The 15,813-nt window shown below is 44.3% G+C and carries 14 protein-coding genes, 1 tRNA gene and 1 pseudogene; 2 read left to right on the top strand and 14 right to left on the bottom strand.

All coding sequences use genetic code 11. The annotated features are described in order from the left end of the window. Nucleotides 1-58 precede the first annotated feature (58 nt). Entirely contained in the window at nt 59-1,057 is a 999-nt protein-coding gene (locus tag HXT35_RS04125) for a Fic family protein (RefSeq protein ID WP_050543279.1), read from the bottom strand. A 325-nt stretch (nt 1,058-1,382) separates the two neighbouring features. Here HXT35_RS04125 and HXT35_RS04120 point away from each other — a divergent pair. Next, nucleotides 1,383-1,547: pseudogene (locus HXT35_RS04120) on the top strand (ATPase); the annotation flags it as partial. A gap of 343 nt (nt 1,548-1,890) precedes the next feature. Here the strand turns inward: HXT35_RS04120 and HXT35_RS04115 are convergent. From HXT35_RS04115 to HXT35_RS04070, 10 genes are all read right to left on the bottom strand, one after another. Then, nucleotides 1,891-2,796, bottom strand: coding sequence for a hypothetical protein (locus HXT35_RS04115; protein WP_004126212.1), 906 nt, complete (start codon nt 2,794-2,796; stop codon nt 1,891-1,893). Between the two features lie 643 nt (nt 2,797-3,439). Beyond that, nucleotides 3,440-3,754 (bottom strand): F0F1 ATP synthase subunit epsilon, encoded by a 315-nt coding sequence (locus HXT35_RS04110; protein WP_032843350.1) that lies wholly within the window; start codon nt 3,752-3,754, stop codon nt 3,440-3,442. A gap of 2 nt (nt 3,755-3,756) precedes the next feature. Continuing rightward, complete coding sequence (atpD, locus tag HXT35_RS04105) at nt 3,757-5,244, bottom strand: F0F1 ATP synthase subunit beta (protein WP_004126215.1); 1,488 nt, start codon at nt 5,242-5,244, stop codon at nt 3,757-3,759. Between the two features lie 6 nt (nt 5,245-5,250). Continuing rightward, on the bottom strand, nt 5,251-6,255 hold the full coding sequence (locus HXT35_RS04100) for a F0F1 ATP synthase subunit gamma (RefSeq protein ID WP_004126216.1): 1,005 nt from the start codon (nt 6,253-6,255) through the stop codon (nt 5,251-5,253). Nucleotides 6,256-6,258: 3 nt separating this feature from the next. Continuing rightward, the gene (atpA, locus tag HXT35_RS04095) at nt 6,259-7,920 is read right to left on the bottom strand and encodes a F0F1 ATP synthase subunit alpha (RefSeq protein WP_004126217.1); all 1,662 of its coding nucleotides are present in this window, start codon (nt 7,918-7,920) and stop codon (nt 6,259-6,261) included. A 16-nt stretch (nt 7,921-7,936) separates the two neighbouring features. Then, nucleotides 7,937-8,518 (bottom strand): F0F1 ATP synthase subunit delta, encoded by a 582-nt coding sequence (locus HXT35_RS04090; protein ID WP_004126219.1) that lies wholly within the window; start codon nt 8,516-8,518, stop codon nt 7,937-7,939. Nucleotides 8,519-8,605: 87 nt separating this feature from the next. Next, nucleotides 8,606-9,148 carry a F0F1 ATP synthase subunit B gene (locus tag HXT35_RS04085; protein ID WP_004126221.1) on the bottom strand — a complete coding sequence of 181 codons (543 nt, stop codon included), beginning with the start codon at nt 9,146-9,148 and terminating at the stop codon, nt 8,606-8,608. A gap of 64 nt (nt 9,149-9,212) precedes the next feature. Then, on the bottom strand, nt 9,213-9,446 hold the full coding sequence (atpE, locus tag HXT35_RS04080; protein WP_004126223.1) for an ATP synthase F0 subunit C: 234 nt from the start codon (nt 9,444-9,446) through the stop codon (nt 9,213-9,215). A gap of 76 nt (nt 9,447-9,522) precedes the next feature. Beyond that, nucleotides 9,523-10,377 (bottom strand): F0F1 ATP synthase subunit A, encoded by an 855-nt coding sequence (atpB, locus tag HXT35_RS04075; protein WP_004126224.1) that lies wholly within the window; start codon nt 10,375-10,377, stop codon nt 9,523-9,525. Between the two features lie 200 nt (nt 10,378-10,577). Further along, nucleotides 10,578-11,609 carry a homoserine O-succinyltransferase gene (locus HXT35_RS04070; RefSeq protein WP_004126225.1) on the bottom strand — a complete coding sequence of 344 codons (1,032 nt, stop codon included), beginning with the start codon at nt 11,607-11,609 and terminating at the stop codon, nt 10,578-10,580. A gap of 154 nt (nt 11,610-11,763) precedes the next feature. Here HXT35_RS04070 and HXT35_RS04065 point away from each other — a divergent pair. Then, a tRNA-Met gene (locus HXT35_RS04065) sits at nt 11,764-11,837 on the top strand. Between the two features lie 118 nt (nt 11,838-11,955). Here the strand turns inward: HXT35_RS04065 and HXT35_RS04060 are convergent. Genes HXT35_RS04060 through HXT35_RS04050 form a run of 3 tightly spaced genes read right to left on the bottom strand, consistent with a single transcriptional unit; the run spans nt 11,956 to nt 15,740 of the window. Continuing rightward, on the bottom strand, nt 11,956-12,987 hold the full coding sequence (locus HXT35_RS04060; protein ID WP_004126226.1) for a tetratricopeptide repeat protein: 1,032 nt from the start codon (nt 12,985-12,987) through the stop codon (nt 11,956-11,958). Between the two features lie 42 nt (nt 12,988-13,029). Next, nucleotides 13,030-14,103 (bottom strand): hypothetical protein, encoded by a 1,074-nt coding sequence (locus HXT35_RS04055; RefSeq protein WP_004126227.1) that lies wholly within the window; start codon nt 14,101-14,103, stop codon nt 13,030-13,032. Next, a complete protein-coding gene (locus tag HXT35_RS04050; protein ID WP_004126228.1) occupies nt 14,103-15,740 on the bottom strand; it encodes a hypothetical protein in 1,638 nt (545 codons plus the stop codon). The genes HXT35_RS04055 and HXT35_RS04050 overlap by 1 nt, the downstream gene beginning before the upstream one ends. Nucleotides 15,741-15,813: the final 73 nt, after the last annotated feature.

The raw sequence follows: 15,813 nt of genomic DNA, 5'->3' as shown, positions 1-15,813 counted from the left end.
TCGCCTATACCTACATTTTTGCAAAACAGCACTATAGAAGCACAATAAACAGAACGTGTTACAACCCAAAAAGCTTCAACAGAGCGCGTAACGTATCTTGACCGTCATAGCAAGTTTCAACTAGGAATCCTCGCTCATTGCTGTATTCTTTAAGACCGCGATAATAGTAGTATTTCTTTCGATCCTCAATAATAAACGGCACAATATTATGCTTTAAGCATTCCTTAAAAGCAATCAAACGCCCAACTCTACCATTGCCATCCTGAAATGGGTGTATTCGCTCAAACCTGTAATGAAAATCAACTATATCTTCTAGCTGCAAATCAGTTTTAGCAAGGTATTCTGCCAACAACCTGCTAATCTCCTCATGCACTTTTTTCGGATCGCAAGTTTGCACACCGCCTACAACATTCGCACGCAACTTGTAGTCACCAACACTAAACCAAGGCAGAAGCTCGTCGCTTGTTCCGCGTTTAAGCAACAAATGTAAATGCTTAATCATGTCTTCACTAAGAGGCTCTTCAGCAACATCAATGCAGTAATCAATCGCACGAAAATGATTTACTGTTTCAACAATGTCATCAACCCTAATACCTGTACTAGCATTTGCACCAACAACTGTACCTTTGTTTTCGCTTGCGCCGCCGCCGTCCACATTTTCTTCGGAATCAATAGTATTAGTTTCAAAAATTCGCCTAGTTTGATCTTCGCTTAGCTGACTGCCTTCAATATGATTCGAGTTGTAAGTCATACGAATTTGAAGCTCGTGATAAATTCCACCCGGTATACGATGCTCCTTCTCTTCCCTAAGCCTTTGCAAAATAGGATTACCTGAAATTACGCGATACAATTCACTCGGCTTACATTGTAAATAGTCGCTGATTTTCGCGATTACTGAATTTGATAATTTTTCACCTTTTGAGATTTTCGCAATCGTACGAGAAGAAATATGCAACTCGGCCACTAACTGCGATTTTTTAATACCTTTTTCTTGTAGCCTTTTGTTCAATCCCGAGTAGTCATACATTTTTAACGCTTCTCTTTCTTCCGCTTGCATAGTTTTAATTGAGATAAATTATGACGAATCTAAATACTCACGCACTAAAATCTTTACTTATTTTCCCATAATCAACATCAAAAGTAAAGATAATTGCTATTCTGCATACTTAAAAGTAAAGATTCGCGATTTGACGAATCTAGCATCAGCAACATCACGCCACTCGTTTCTGCGTAGACAACACATCAGTGATATGCACGCAAAAGAAAAGATCTGTGATTTTAAGCAAACATACGCGCCTACTTTCAAAACTTAAAAAATATTACAGTTTTGAAAGTGAAAATACGTATCTACTTTCAAAAGTGAAAAATACTACTATTCCGAAAATAATATTAGCGACGATGCAACGTTGGAGCACGAACTTTCGCCACTAAAAGCAATAAAAGACTCTTACCCTAAAATCCTGCTTGCAAATACGCGTCATGATTCTTACGACATTGAAGGAATCCGCGTAATAGACATAGCGCAATGGCTACTCGAAACAAATTGAGCCAAACAGTGGAACGCATACGAAGAAAGGGCTTGGAGTCTGATGCCCCTAGTAGCACCAAACCCAAGCCCTTTAACAAAACCGACTCGTTTCCCTAACAAACAAGCCAGCCAAACACTCAACAGTCACGCCCCCGAAAACCAGCGCACAACACTACCGTGAAGAAAGAGATTTGGCAAAACAGTAGAATCATGCAAAAGCCCGAAAGCAAACCCGCCACAAACACTAAACAGCATTCGCAGCACGTTGAGTGAAAGATTTAACAAGTGAGCGCACCATACTCACATACAGTGCGCTCACAAACAAACCATTAAACAATCAACACGATTAACGTGTTAAAAGCTTAGTGACGGATCTTGCGAAGAGCAGCACCCATGCCAGCAAGCACGGAAGCAGCAACAGCAGCCAAAGCTACAGCAGCACCGGTCTTAGCCAATGGAGCAGCAGCCTTCTTACCAGCAGCCTTCTTATCAGCCTTCTTATCAGCCTTAGAATCCTTAGTACCGCTCAACTTGTTAATGCCGTCATGAACGCCACCAATGAACTTGTCAACAGAAGCCTTGCAGTCAGCAAGCTTGCCTTCAACTTCCTTAACATCAGCAGTGGCCTTATCAATAAGAACCTGAGTCTTATCCTGCTTAGCTTCGACTTCAGCCTTAGAGATATCAGAAGCAGCATGCATATCAACAGTTACATTCTGTTCATCCTGAGGGCGAGACTGATCTACGTAACGATTTGCTTCACGAGCATCGTAGTATGCAGTCCAAGCAGTCTGCAAAGCCTTGTAATGAGCTTCCAACTCAGTCAACCAAGCCTTCAACTGTGGAAGGGTGTGACGAAGATAATTGCAGTCACCCAACTTATCACGCAAACCAAGAATCATATTCTGAATCTTGTTATAGTAATATTCAACAATGTTAAGCTCTCTAACAACATCCTTACCCTTAGGAGTCTTGTTAAGCTTCTTGGCAAGATCTGTTGAGGCATTAACTACAGTTTCAGCCGCAGTAATGTTAGTATTTACATCGTCACCAAGCTTCTTAGCTGTGATGTCGCCGGTGTTATCCTTCTTCAACTTCTCGTTAAGCTTGTCCATAGTAGCTTTGAGCTCTGGGTCTGCATTAACAGTAGCTGTAAGCTGCTTGCTGAGATCATCAACTTTATCAGCCATTGCTGGGGCGGCGAAAGCCAAGCCGGAAACGAGGGTGGCGCCAGCAGCGAGTGCGGCGATAGCCTTCTTGTTAAACATAATATTTTCCTTTCTTCTTCTCCACCACGCTCAAAACACATGGTGAAAAACATAAACCCACAAAATCAATCTCTTGTGGATAACTTTCAGATAGAGCATCTAGCTGAAAGCTGTTATTAACATACCCCCCCCCCGTTCGAAAAAGTCAAGAGCAAAAATATGCATCCAACACAGAAAACATCAACAAAATTACAAAAATATTCAAGTAAAATCGCATAAAACCATAAAAAATACGCCAAACGACACTGTTTAATCGCAAAAAATACTATTTCACGATTTTCAAAGATTTTTCTCAGAAAACTCTCAGAAAACTCGCGGCAGCTCCCCCACGCCGCCCGCAAACCCCTGAAAAACCGCCACTTTCCACGCGACACGCGCGAAAAACCACCTTAATGCGCGAAGCCCCACCTTCACGCACGACCAAAACTACTCACCCTTGCGCTGTTTTGGTCGAAATCTAGCTAAAAAACGACCTAAACTACTCACCCTGAGCAGTTTATGTCGAAATTAGTCAAAAGTCAGACATAATTACAAAAGGCAGGAGCTTGAGAATACCCAAACTCCCGCCTTAGAAGATTACCTTACTTACGTAAGTTTATAAACTTACAAAAGCAACAAAACTTACATAAGCAACAAAAGCAACCTAAATCACCTTAGCGTTAGGCAGCACGTTGCCGTCTTTATCAACGTTACAACTGTGCTCAACAGCAATCGTAATGTGATCAGAATCAACAGAGAAGAAGCCATCCGTCACCTTAAACACGTGACGCACACCTTGCAAATCGTCAACCTTCACAAAACCGTGATCAATCAACGCAAGCACAGCCTCATGCCCAGGAAGCACACCCATTGCGCCATTCACAGAAGGAATGACCACAAACTTAGCATCACCTTCCCAAACAGGATGCCTGGCTGCCACAACACTAACGTGCAGCGATTTTACTTGCTTTTCTGCCATAATCACGCACCAAACTCTTGCTGCATGTCGTGCCAACGACGCTCAAGATCATCAATGCCACCGATACCGGAGAACGCCTGCTCAGGAATTTCATCGTAAGTACCGTTGCAAATGCGAGTAAACGCCTCAATGGTTTCGTCTGCTGGCACATAAGAACCTGGACGACCTGTGAACTTTTCAGCCACGTAGAAGTTCTGACCAAGGAACTGCTCAATCTTACGAGCGCGGCTCACAGTGGTCTTATCTTCCTCACCAAGCTCATCAATACCAATCAAAGCGATGATGTCCTGAAGTTCCTTGTTGCGCTGCAAAATAGCCTTAACGCGGTTTGCGCAATCGTAGTGAGCCTGACCAACGTAACGCGGATCCAAAATTCTAGAAGTAGAAGTCAAAGGATCCACAGCTGGGTAAATACCCTTAGCTGCAATATCACGTGAAAGCTCAGTAGTTGCATCCAAGTGCGTAAAGGTTGTTGCAGGTGCAGGGTCGGTGTAATCATCTGCAGGTACGTAAATAGCCTGAAGCGACGTAATGGAATGGCCGCGCGTAGAAGTAATACGCTCCTGCAACGCACCCATTTCATCAGCCAAGTTCGGCTGATAACCCACTGCAGAAGGCATTCGACCCAGCAAAGTGGACACCTCAGAACCAGCCTGAGTAAAGCGGAATATATTGTCAATAAACAGCAACACATCCTGATTCTGCACATCGCGGAAGTACTCAGCCATGGTCAAAGCGGTAAGAGGCACGCGAAGACGAGTCCCAGGAGGCTCATCCATCTGACCGAAGACAAGTGCCGTTTTCTCCAAAACGCCAGCCTCAGCCATTTCGCCAATCAAATCGTTACCTTCACGAGTACGTTCGCCAACGCCGGCAAACACAGACACGCCACCGTGGTTCTGCGCAACGCGCTGAATCATTTCCTGAATCAACACTGTTTTACCAACGCCTGCACCACCGAACAGACCAATTTTACCGCCCTGAACGTAAGGGGTAAGCAAATCGATAACCTTAATGCCGGTTTCGAACATCTGAGTCTTAGACTCAAGCTGATCGAAAGCAGGTGGGTTACGATGAATTGGCCAGCGCTCAGTTACTTCAATATTTTCACCAGGCTTAGCATTCAAAATGTTGCCAGTAACGTCGAAAACATGACCCTTAGTAACATCGCCAACAGGTACAGAAATTGGACCGCCGGTATCTCGCACTAAAGCACCACGAACCAAGCCGTCAGTAGGCTTTAAAGCAACTGCACGCACGGTTGAATCACCAAGGTGCTGCTCAACTTCCAGCGTAATCTCGTGAACGGTATCACCTTCCGTGTTTCCAACGGTGTTGATATCGACCTTGAGAGCATTGTAAATATCCGGCAGATAGCCGACTGGGAATTCAACGTCAATCACGGAACCCTGAACGCGGGTTACGCGACCAGCTGTTGGATCGACCTCCTGCTCAGCTTCTGGAGGCGCTGTGGTCTGATTTTCAGCCATATGCTCCTAATCCTCCTCATTATTCAGCGCATCAGCGCTGCCGATAATCTCGGTAAGTTCTTGAGTAATGGATGCCTGACGAGAAGCATTAAGCTTCCTTGTCAAATCATCCACCAAATTGCGGGCGTTATCTGTAGCCGTATGCATAGCGTTCTGCCTACTTGCTGTTTCAGAAGCAGCAGAAGTAAGTAAGCACTCGTGAATACGAGACTGAATATACTTCGGCAAAACAGAATCCAGCACTTCATCCGGACTTGGCTCGAAGCAATACTCAACAGCCTCTGGATTGCTGCGACTGACTGCTTCTTCGCGAGCTGAAACTGCACTAGTAGACGACAACGATGCTGAAGGTCCAGAAGCTGCTTCGTAATCAGGACGGTGCATAGCAAACTCCTCACCATCCTTCAAAGGAACCAGCTCAACTGGCAGCATACGCAACGTACGAACTTTTTGCCTCACCATATTAATAAATTCGGTGAAAACAATATACAGTTCCGAAACTCCGCCTTCTGCTTCCGGCGTCATATAAGCGTCCATTAAAGTATCGGAAATCTTTTCTGCAATAGTAACGTCAGGATGGTCAGTAGAACCTTCCCACGTACCTGCCACATCGCGATTGCGATACTTGTAGTAAGTTGCACCGCGTCGACCGTACACGTACAGTTCCGCGTGCTTACCTTCCGCATCGAGTTTTGCAAGAAGCGCTTCAGTCTCACGAATAATCGAAGACGTAAACGCACCAGCCATTCCACGATCAGAAGTAAGGGCTAGAACTGCTACGCGATTGCCAGCATGCTCTTTACCGAAAATAGGATGCTTAATATTTGCTTCGTGATGAGCTACCAACGCCTGCACGGCATCGAAAATTGCGTCACTATAAGGCTTAGCATTAAGCGCAATATCTCGCGCTTTTGCAATATGCGAAGACGCAATCATTTCCTGAGCCTTAAAGATTTTACCCAAAGACTGTGTGGAAATAATTCTCGATTTCAATGCAAGTTGGGAGGACATACGCTACTTCCCCTCAGGCTCGCGACTATCTGCTTTTGGCTTAGCTACAAGCTGTTCCTTTTCAACAGGAGCAGGATTTTCAGCCGGCGGCAACGAATCCTTTACAATCAAAGGCTTGCCAACAGAAGTCTTAAACGTCCTACGGAAATCTTCAATGGCCGCATCAAGCTTAGCTTCAGTTTCCTTAGTGAAATCTTCAGTATCGCGAATCACTTGCAAAATGTCAGTTCCCTTATCGAGGTAATCCAACAATTCGTCTTCAAAACGCAAAACATCCTTCACAGGAATATCGTCAAGCTTGCCGTGCGTACCTGCCCACACAGAAACAACTTCTTGCTCCATTGCACGAGGAGAGAACTGCTTCTGCTTAAGCAGCTCCGTCAAACGCGCACCGCGAGTAAGCTGAGCCTTAGAAGCTGCATCCAAATCGGAAGCAAACATTGCGAAGGATTCCAAAGACTTGTAACGAGCCAAAGAAATCTTCAACATGCCTGAAACTTTCTTCAAAGCCTTAGCCTGTGCCGCACCACCAACACGAGAAACAGAAATACCGACGTCAACTGCTGGACGCTGACCTGCGTTGAACAAATCAGACTGCAAGAAGATCTGACCGTCGGTGATGGAAATCACGTTGGTTGGAATGTATGCAGAAACGTCGTTTGCCTTGGTTTCGATAATTGGAAGGCCGGTCATAGAACCGCCACCCAAATCGTCGGAAAGCTTAGCGCAACGTTCGAGCAGACGAGAGTGCAAATAGAACACGTCGCCTGGGTATGCTTCACGCCCAGGCGGACGACGCAAAAGCAAGGAAATTGAACGATATGCTTCTGCCTGCTTAGACAAATCGTCAAAAACAATCAAAACATGCTTGCCGTTGTACATCCAGTGTTGGCCGATTGCAGAACCGGTGTAAGGTGCAATGTACTTAAAACCTGCAGAATCAGAAGCTGGGCTTGCCACGATTGTGGTGTACTTCATAGCGCCAGCTTCTTCGAGGCTTTGACGCACGGAAGCAATTGTTGAACCCTTTTGACCGATTGCTACATAAATGCAGCGAACCTGCTTCTTTGGATCTCCAGTTTCCCAGTTAGCACGCTGGTTAATAATCGTATCGATTGCAATTGCCGTCTTACCAGTTTGACGGTCACCAATAATCAACTGACGCTGACCGCGACCGATTGGCGTCATTGCGTCAATAGCCTTCAAACCAGTAGACAAAGGTTCGTCAACTGGATGACGGTGAATAACGTCTGGAGCCTGGGCTTCAAGAATACGACGCTCACTGCACTCAATCGCACCCAAACCATCGATTGGATTACCCAACGGGTCCACAGTACGACCAAGATAAGCGTCACCAACCGGCACAGACAAAACTTCGCCTGTGCGGTATACTTCCTGCCCTTCCTCAATGCCTGTGAAATCGCCAAGAATAACAACGCCGATTTCATGCGCATCAAGGTTAAACGCAAGACCCAAGGTATCGTTCTCGAAAGTTAGAAGCTCGTTTGCCATACAGCCGGACAATCCAGCTACGTGCGCAATGCCGTCACCAGCCGTAACAACATAGCCAACTTCTTGCGTCGGCATGTCGGTAGGCTTGTACGAGTCAACGAACCCGTCGAGCGCCTTGCGTATCAGGGCGGGATCAATAGATAGTTCCGCCATAATTCTCCTTAATTTACTACTTCACTGCCTGTGTCCAAGCGCCATTTCGCGCAGAACGCTGCAACTGCTTAAGCTGCATCAACATGGTGCGATCGGTTATTTCATCACCGATTCGTATACGCATGCCACCAAGCACGTTTGGATCCACAATTGGGTTAATGTATGCACGATGACCCAACTTATTGCTGTAGATTTCAATCAAACGCTTAATTTGCTTATCTGTAAGAGGCTGAGCAGTGGTGACTGTAACCAAAGTTTCTCCAGCTTCACGCTCAAATCCTGACCAAGCACCACCAAAGCTGCCAGTTTTACCACTTTCAGCTCCACCGTGCCAGGTTCCTACGAGATAATGCATAATGCGCAATACAACAGGGTGCGCTTTACCTCCAATAAGCTCGTCAATTAAACGAGACTTATCTTCCGAAGATCTATTCGGATCGGTAATCGCATCAGAAAGCTCAGGATACTGATCAATCATGCCCATCATTGACGAAAGCTCGTCAGCAATGCGCTGCGCTTCATCGTGCGCATCTGAAATGGCCTGCGCAAGAGAAGAGCGCGACAAACTGTCGTTTGCACGCGATGCCTTTTCTGGCATTCTTACCTCCTCGTTTCTGTAATAATGAAGTAATGCAACGAATGCATCAAACTCAATAACTTACTATTGAGATTAATGCATCAAGCTTTACTTGCTTTGATCCGAATTTTTAGTTTCTCCAACTTCATCAATCACATGATCAATAATTTTGGAGCTTACAGTATCGTCATCCAGCTTGGATGCAAGAATCTTGCCAGCCAACGCTGCTGCAAGAACCGATACCTCTCCTTGGAGGCTGGACATGGCATGCTGATGCTGAGCTTCAATAGAATGCTGTGCCTCACTAATGATTTTGGCAGCATCCTTTTCAGCGCGTTGTCTAGCTTCACCAATGATTTTTGAAGCTTCCGTACGAGCCTCTTCGCGAGTTTTTGCAGCATCAGCTTGAGCTTGAGCAAGCTCTTCTTCCATCTGACTTTTTAATTCGTCAGCTTCATGCTGCACGTTTGCTGCTTTAGCTATTCCGCCTTCGATTTTTTCTGCGCGCTCGTCGAGAATTGCCTGGAATTTAGGCATAACGAACTTGTAGAAAAACGCTGCAAGAACTACCAAAACAACTAACGACCACACTAAGTCATAAGGCTCAGGCAAGAACAACGCCAAACCATTACTCTCAGTTGCATGTGACATGGCTTGTCCTTTCTATTCCTTCAACACTTTTATATTTGTGCTGGAACGAGTTGTTTCGTTCGGTTCACTTTCCCATAATGTAGGCAACGAATCCGAGCAAGCCCAGAACCTCAATAAATGCCAAACCGACGAACATGAACAACTGAATACGGTTGCCAACTTCTGGCTGACGTGCAGTAGATTCCATAGCTTTAGCAACGACTATTGCCATACCAAGTGCAGGAGAAATTGTTGCGACAGCAAAGCCAAGAATGCTGAGGTTGCCGACCAAACCTGCGAGAGCGATGATATTATTCATTGGTTTCCTTTCTGTTAAAACAGTAACCAGTATAAACCCGTAAGATGGGTAAAATCTGAAGATTTAAGCTATGCTATCAGGCAACAGCAACAGCAGACTTTTCTTCTTCCTCCGGGTAACTTTCCGAAATGTAGACAGAAGCAAGCACAGTGAAAATAAACGCCTGCAAACCGGCTACCATAATTTCGAATAGGGTAAACAGAATGCCACCAAGCAGCCACAAAGCACCGCCGAAGGCAAGGAGTTTATTGCTGGAATCCACCACAAAGAAATTGGTGAATACTAAGCAAGTGGCCACCAGCAAATGGCCAGCAATCATATTCGCAAACAAACGGATTGTAAGCGAAAGTGGTCGCACAATTATTAATTCTATGAGCTGCAATGGCGAAAGAATGAAGTAAATCGGCCATGGCACGCCCGCTGGGAACAACGCTTCACGGAAGAATCGCAAAAAACCTTTTTCACGAATGCCAGCAAGAAGATATTGACACACAACCCATAAAGCAAATACCAACGGACCAGTAATGGTTGCGGTTGCAGCCATATTTAATCCTGGAATCACAGAACAAAGATTAAAGAAGAAAATCGTGATGAAAAGTGTAGACATCATTGGCACGTAACGCTTGCCGCGCTCCTCGCCAATCATTTCGTAAACGATGTTGTAGCGCACAAAGTCCATTAAGATTTCCAGCACACTTTGGAATCTTCCTGGAACTAACTTTGCGCGAGCGGCACCAATGCCGAAAATAATCATAACGACTACAGCCATAAGAACACGCACCAAAATAATGCGATTCATGGCAAACGGTGTGCCCTGGAACAAAATCTCTGGAGGCAAAAACTCGCCAATATTAGGCAATTCTGGTCCAGACGAAGCCACTGCTGAAGCTACATTGGTAGTCCTCAGTAAAAAGTCAACCATTCCATCCATAAGTGCCTCCTTAAGCAATTCGTTCACACGCCTTCACAACTACGCCACTCACTCACATTATTAAATTCAATCATCTTGCGGCGTTATATATTATCTAAATCATCTATTTCGTATCTCGTAAGGCGCGGGGCACGAAACGAAAAATACATCTAACTGCTGATTGTACTCTTCGCTTGTACATAATTACGCAACTTCAAAATTTATTTGCTCATACCGTACTTAATACCGTCAAATGGACAAAAGTTATCAGAACGTGGAGAAGCCGGCTCATGCCTTATAGAACGTTCAGTTCCAAGCCTTCCAGCAGTTCTTAAATGGGGAATATCAGAAAGATTGTAAGGCGTAGTTTCGTACACCCAATTAAGCCAGTTGCGCCAAAGCAAATTCGCGTGTGCACGCCAAGAAAATAATGGCTCTAATTTTGGATCGTCATGAGGGAAATAGTTGTAAGGGAATGGCACGTTGCTCAAACCTTTTAACATGTCACGCTCATATTCTTGTGCAAGAGTCATTTTGCTGTATTCCCAGTGTCCAAGCGCAAAAACTTCAGAAAAATCACGCGTAGCAACTAAGCCTGGGCCAGATTCGGAACCATACGTAAGAATTTGCAAACGCTGATCTGAAGAAATGCTGTCAATATCAACGCTCGCTATCCTAGAATGCGGTTGTAAAGCGATTTCATCAAAACCATTTGTAAGAAAACAGTACTCATCCTGCAAATATTGTGGGAACACGCCAAAAATTTTTTCGCTGAGAACATGCTTTTTTATGCCATATCGATAGTAAAGCGCACCCATTGCACCCCAGCACAAATACATTGTTGAGAAAACGTGTGTTGCTGCCCAGTCAAGAATTTGCGTAAATTCGTGCCAGTAGTCGACATCCTCAAATTCCATGTGCTCAACAGGAGCTCCCGTTACAACAAATCCGTCGTAATAGTTGTTACGAAGTGCGTCAAGATTTTCATAGAATTTTACTAAATGATCAGCACTAACGTGCGTAGCTACATGCGTAGAAGTTTTCATAAAATCGACATCGACTTGCAAAGGAGACTTAGAGATGAGTCTCAAAAGCTGAGTTTCTGTCTCAATTTTTTTGGGCATAAGATTCAAAATCAACAAACGAAGCGGCCGAACATCCTGCTGTTCTGCTTCTGGGCGTTCCAATGCAAAAATTCGCTCAGCATCTAATATGCTTCGCGCTGGCAATCCTTCAGGAATCTTAATAGGCATGTGTTTATTATACTCCACACTTGTTTATGTTTATTGTGTCTATGTCACTCATGTGCACGAATCGTAAAATTTTAACCAGATACAGAGAGACACGCCCGAATTTGACAAATTTAAATTTGCACCTATCGTAGATAGAGCTGCTAAAAGTAGCCGACGCGGGGTGGAGCAGCTCGGTAGCTCGCTGGGCTCATAACCCAGAGGTCCATGGTTCAAATCCATGCCCCGCTACTAAAGCCAAGAATCACACGAATTTCTCACGATTGTTGTGGTTCTTGGCTTTTTTGTTTAATAACGCATAAAAGTTCAATCGGGCTAATCTCCAAAAGACACGCCACCTGCACAACAATCAATAAAGAAGTATTGCAAGGCGACGGCGAGCGCGCGCTAATCGAGCATCATCTGCAGGAAGCATAGCAAAATACTCAAGCATACGGGAACGAATAGCTTCAGAATCTAAACGATGCCCTGCAGCCAAAAAATCAAGCAAACGGCCAAAAGCGTCATCAATATGACCATCAATCATATCGACATCTGCCACAGCAAGCTGAGCGTCTACGTCATTAGGATTATCGCCAGCATTTTTGCGCACTAAAGCAACATCTGTATTAGTATTTCGCGCCAGCAGCAAAGCTTTGGCATGTTCACGCGCAGCAATAGAATCGTGCGGATCTGCATCCATAAGCTTTGCATATTCTAAAGCAGCGCCCTTATAATCACCTTTCATAGCAAGTTCATGCGCTTTTTCATGAGCTGCAGGAACTTGATTTTCACAATTAGAATTATTATCCGAAGATTTTTCCGAATCATCCTTAGAGTCTTCAGGCGACTGTACAAAAGGAGCTGTTCCAGCAACCCCCGAACGCTCGGCAACCTGCACTAATTGAGGTAAAATTGCGCTACAAATCTGTTGCAACTCATCATCGCTAGGTAATCCTTGCGAAATTGGCATAGGTCGCCCGCCAATCAAACCATAAATTGCAGGAAGTTGCTCAGCTCGTAAAGCCTGAGCAATACTTGGGCTTTCGTCTGCATCAATACGCGCCAACTGCATACGGCCGTCAAGTGAATTTACTGCATCCGCTAATTTTTGCGCAACATCGTAATAAGCAGTATCTCCAGGCTGCCAAAGCAACAAAATAATAGGAAAACTTACAGAAGTTTGAACCATTGCCTGGAAAGACTTATCATTAACGTCAATAACGTATCCGCCTGCTTTTGGTGCCGAATTATTAGCAGAAGAACCAGCACTCGAACCAGCTCCAGCTTTTGCAGCCTGCTTAGCTTGCGCCTCTACGCGACGCTTCACACCTTCTAAATCTACAGCTCCAGCAAGCGAAAATCCTCCTGGATTCATTCCTTGCGACTGACCGTTTACCATTATTGCCTCTTTTGCTAATTGCAATATTGTTGATTCTTATATTTACAACGCTTCTACTTTAATAGGCTGTCGTTCAGCACCAACCGGCGTAATTTTCATATGAGATCCAGCAGGTGGCACAACAAGCGCAATAACGTTTACATAAGTTACGCGCATAGTGCTTTTTGCTCTTCCATCTCCAAATAGTGCTTTTTCTTCGTCAGAGGCCGGCCTAGACTCACGTCCTTCTCCTGCAATACGCGTCCAAACAGAATCAATTCTTGCAACGACTAAATCACTTCCATCACTCGAACGCATAACGCTTATTTGCTTTAATTGTGGAGTAAAAACTTGTTCCTGCGAACCTTTGTTGCGCTCCATGCCAGCTTGTACAGCTTTAGAAAGTTCTGCAAGTTTTTGACGAAGATAATCTTCCTCAAAATATTTTGCATACTTGCTTTCACCGCCATGCTGAAGAACATCAGCATAAGCTTTTACTGATTCTTCTGGAGTCATAATTAAGCCAGTGTCATTTGATTTTCCCATTGAAGCACCAATACTTGGAACAGCAAATTTAGGAAGATGCACACCAGGGAAAAGTCGAGCAACAGCCCACAACTTATAATTCGACCTAGCTCGCTGCTGACGCAAAACAAGCAAACGCTTTGATTGCTGATCCTTAGTGGTGGTTGTAATTGTCATTAAGTCCCTAGGCCACCCAGCGTTTGTTGGCACAATCGTCTGAGCCGAAGCGCGCGGAATAATAGTCTTAGGATCTAATTTACCGGTTTTACTGGCAATAACAAGCTCACTTGTGCGAACATCAAGAGCAGGCCCAGAAACAGCTTTAGACAAGGCGTTAACGTCTTTTTCATCATTTGCCTGTTCCAGTGTTCGAAGCAAACCAAGACGAATATCCTTTTCTTGAATCATAGTTACATTAGGAAGCTCTTGACCGCTGCGAACTTCCACAGGCTTAGGCACTTGACCATCACAAGCAGATACCCCCGCAACAAGAGCAACAGATGCAGCACTTGCAACACACAGAGAAGCTGCGCGCAACGTTTTTCGCATAATTCCGCCATTATTAAACTCGCGAATATACTTATTAAGATTACGCATTTTAAGATTACGCATTATTGCTTGTTACCTCGCTCACTCGAGAAATTGCCCCGATAACCCTTATTATTCTTGCGATATCGCGAATTATTGCTATTTGCGTTGTGCCCACGACGATTGCCGCGAGTTTTCTTAGAATTATCTGTCTGCTTTGTTGACTTAGATTGCTTATTTTGATTTTCCTGCTTACCTAGACCGCCCTGACTGTCTTGCTTATCTCGCCTATCTTGCTTTTCCTGCCTATTTTTATAGTTCTTTTTATTCTGCTGATTTCGCCTAGTTTGAGAATTCTTACGATTCTTATCTACGCGAGCGGACTGAAAATCCTGATTATTTTTAGCATCGTCTTTAGATTCAGAATAAGAGTTCTTTAGATTTTCGTCGTTCAAATCCGAAGATTCATCAACAACACTTTCGCGATTTTCCTCTTCCCTCGGCAATTCATACGCAAATTCACCACCATCATGTTGTTGAATAAAACGAGTAGCGAATGCAAGCATATCGTCCTTAGAAATAACTGTGGTCTGCTCTATTGAATCTTCAGAAGATACCTGTAATGATGGAGACTCCTGGTTAAGTTGCTTAGAATCAGAATTATTTGCAATATTCTGATTCTCTACAGGATTTTTACCACGACGAGCGTGGCATCCATGGCGCGCATGCGACCCTGAAGCTTTTTTGTGCTTCCTATGAGCAAGCATTCCATGCACTGTTCCAGAAAATGCTTCAGAAAATGTGACTTCCTCATCTTTAGATTGTTTAGATAGCAAAGCGGAAGAATTTGCCGCAAGCTGCTTATTCCTGCGACGATGCGGAGCCATAGCAAAAATAGTTGCTGCCAGCAAAGCCAGCACGGCAAAAAGAGCACCAACAAAGTATAAAGGTGTTGCGAAATCTGGAACTTGATGCCTGCGCCAACGCAACTCCACAGAAGCAGCAGGAACGTTATCTCCCAAATCAATTAATAGAACACGTCGAGCTGCTTGAGATCTAACCCTCATAGAACGCGAGTAGCGACGATTTGAACTCTTTTTTGAATTCTTCCCAGACTTAAGAACTGCACCAGTTGCAACTGCATGGTCATATGAAGCAGAACCTGCAGTTTGAACATAATCATAAGTATTTATTGAAAGCTTTGCTAAACCAAGTTGGCACGTAACAGAAGGCCATAAGTTAGATTGTTGGAACTTAACGTCAGCATCTTTTATATCTGTACTAAAATCTTGTTGCAAAGTGCTTTTGCCAGACATTTCCGATACAGACAGATTATTCCAATCTTTAAGACCTGTAATGCGCTGAACTGGAGAGCCAGCTACCCAACCACGCACATCTTTTGTTAAACCAACAGCAACACAAATAGGTTTACGCGTGCGCAAAGCTGCAACACTTACGCGAACCTTATTGTCAACCAAATTAAGAACACCTGGATCTGTAACAATATAACGAGTTCCGGTTACTTGCGCATAAGCAATAACCACGTCATTCGGCTTCCAAAATGTTGCGTTAGCAACACCAAGAGCAACACTTAATACTGCAAGCACTACAAAAAATGGCGATACGATACGTCGCATAATTTTAGTGCGCAATGTTACTCGCCTTGCAGACTGTCGCATTGGTTGTCCTTCTTTTTCAGGAGCATTGTTGGTATTAGTCATAACGATACTATTCTACAATCTTTTCATACCAGTTGCAGGTTTTGCTTTAAAATCAATATCAAGCGGTAATGTG

The organism is Gardnerella sp. DNF01141 (assembly GCF_049244255.1).
GTDB lineage: Bacteria > Actinomycetota > Actinomycetes > Actinomycetales > Bifidobacteriaceae > Bifidobacterium > Bifidobacterium vaginale_E.
Note: the sequence above shows the minus strand (reverse complement) of the source record. Positions and strands in the feature narration are given on the sequence as shown.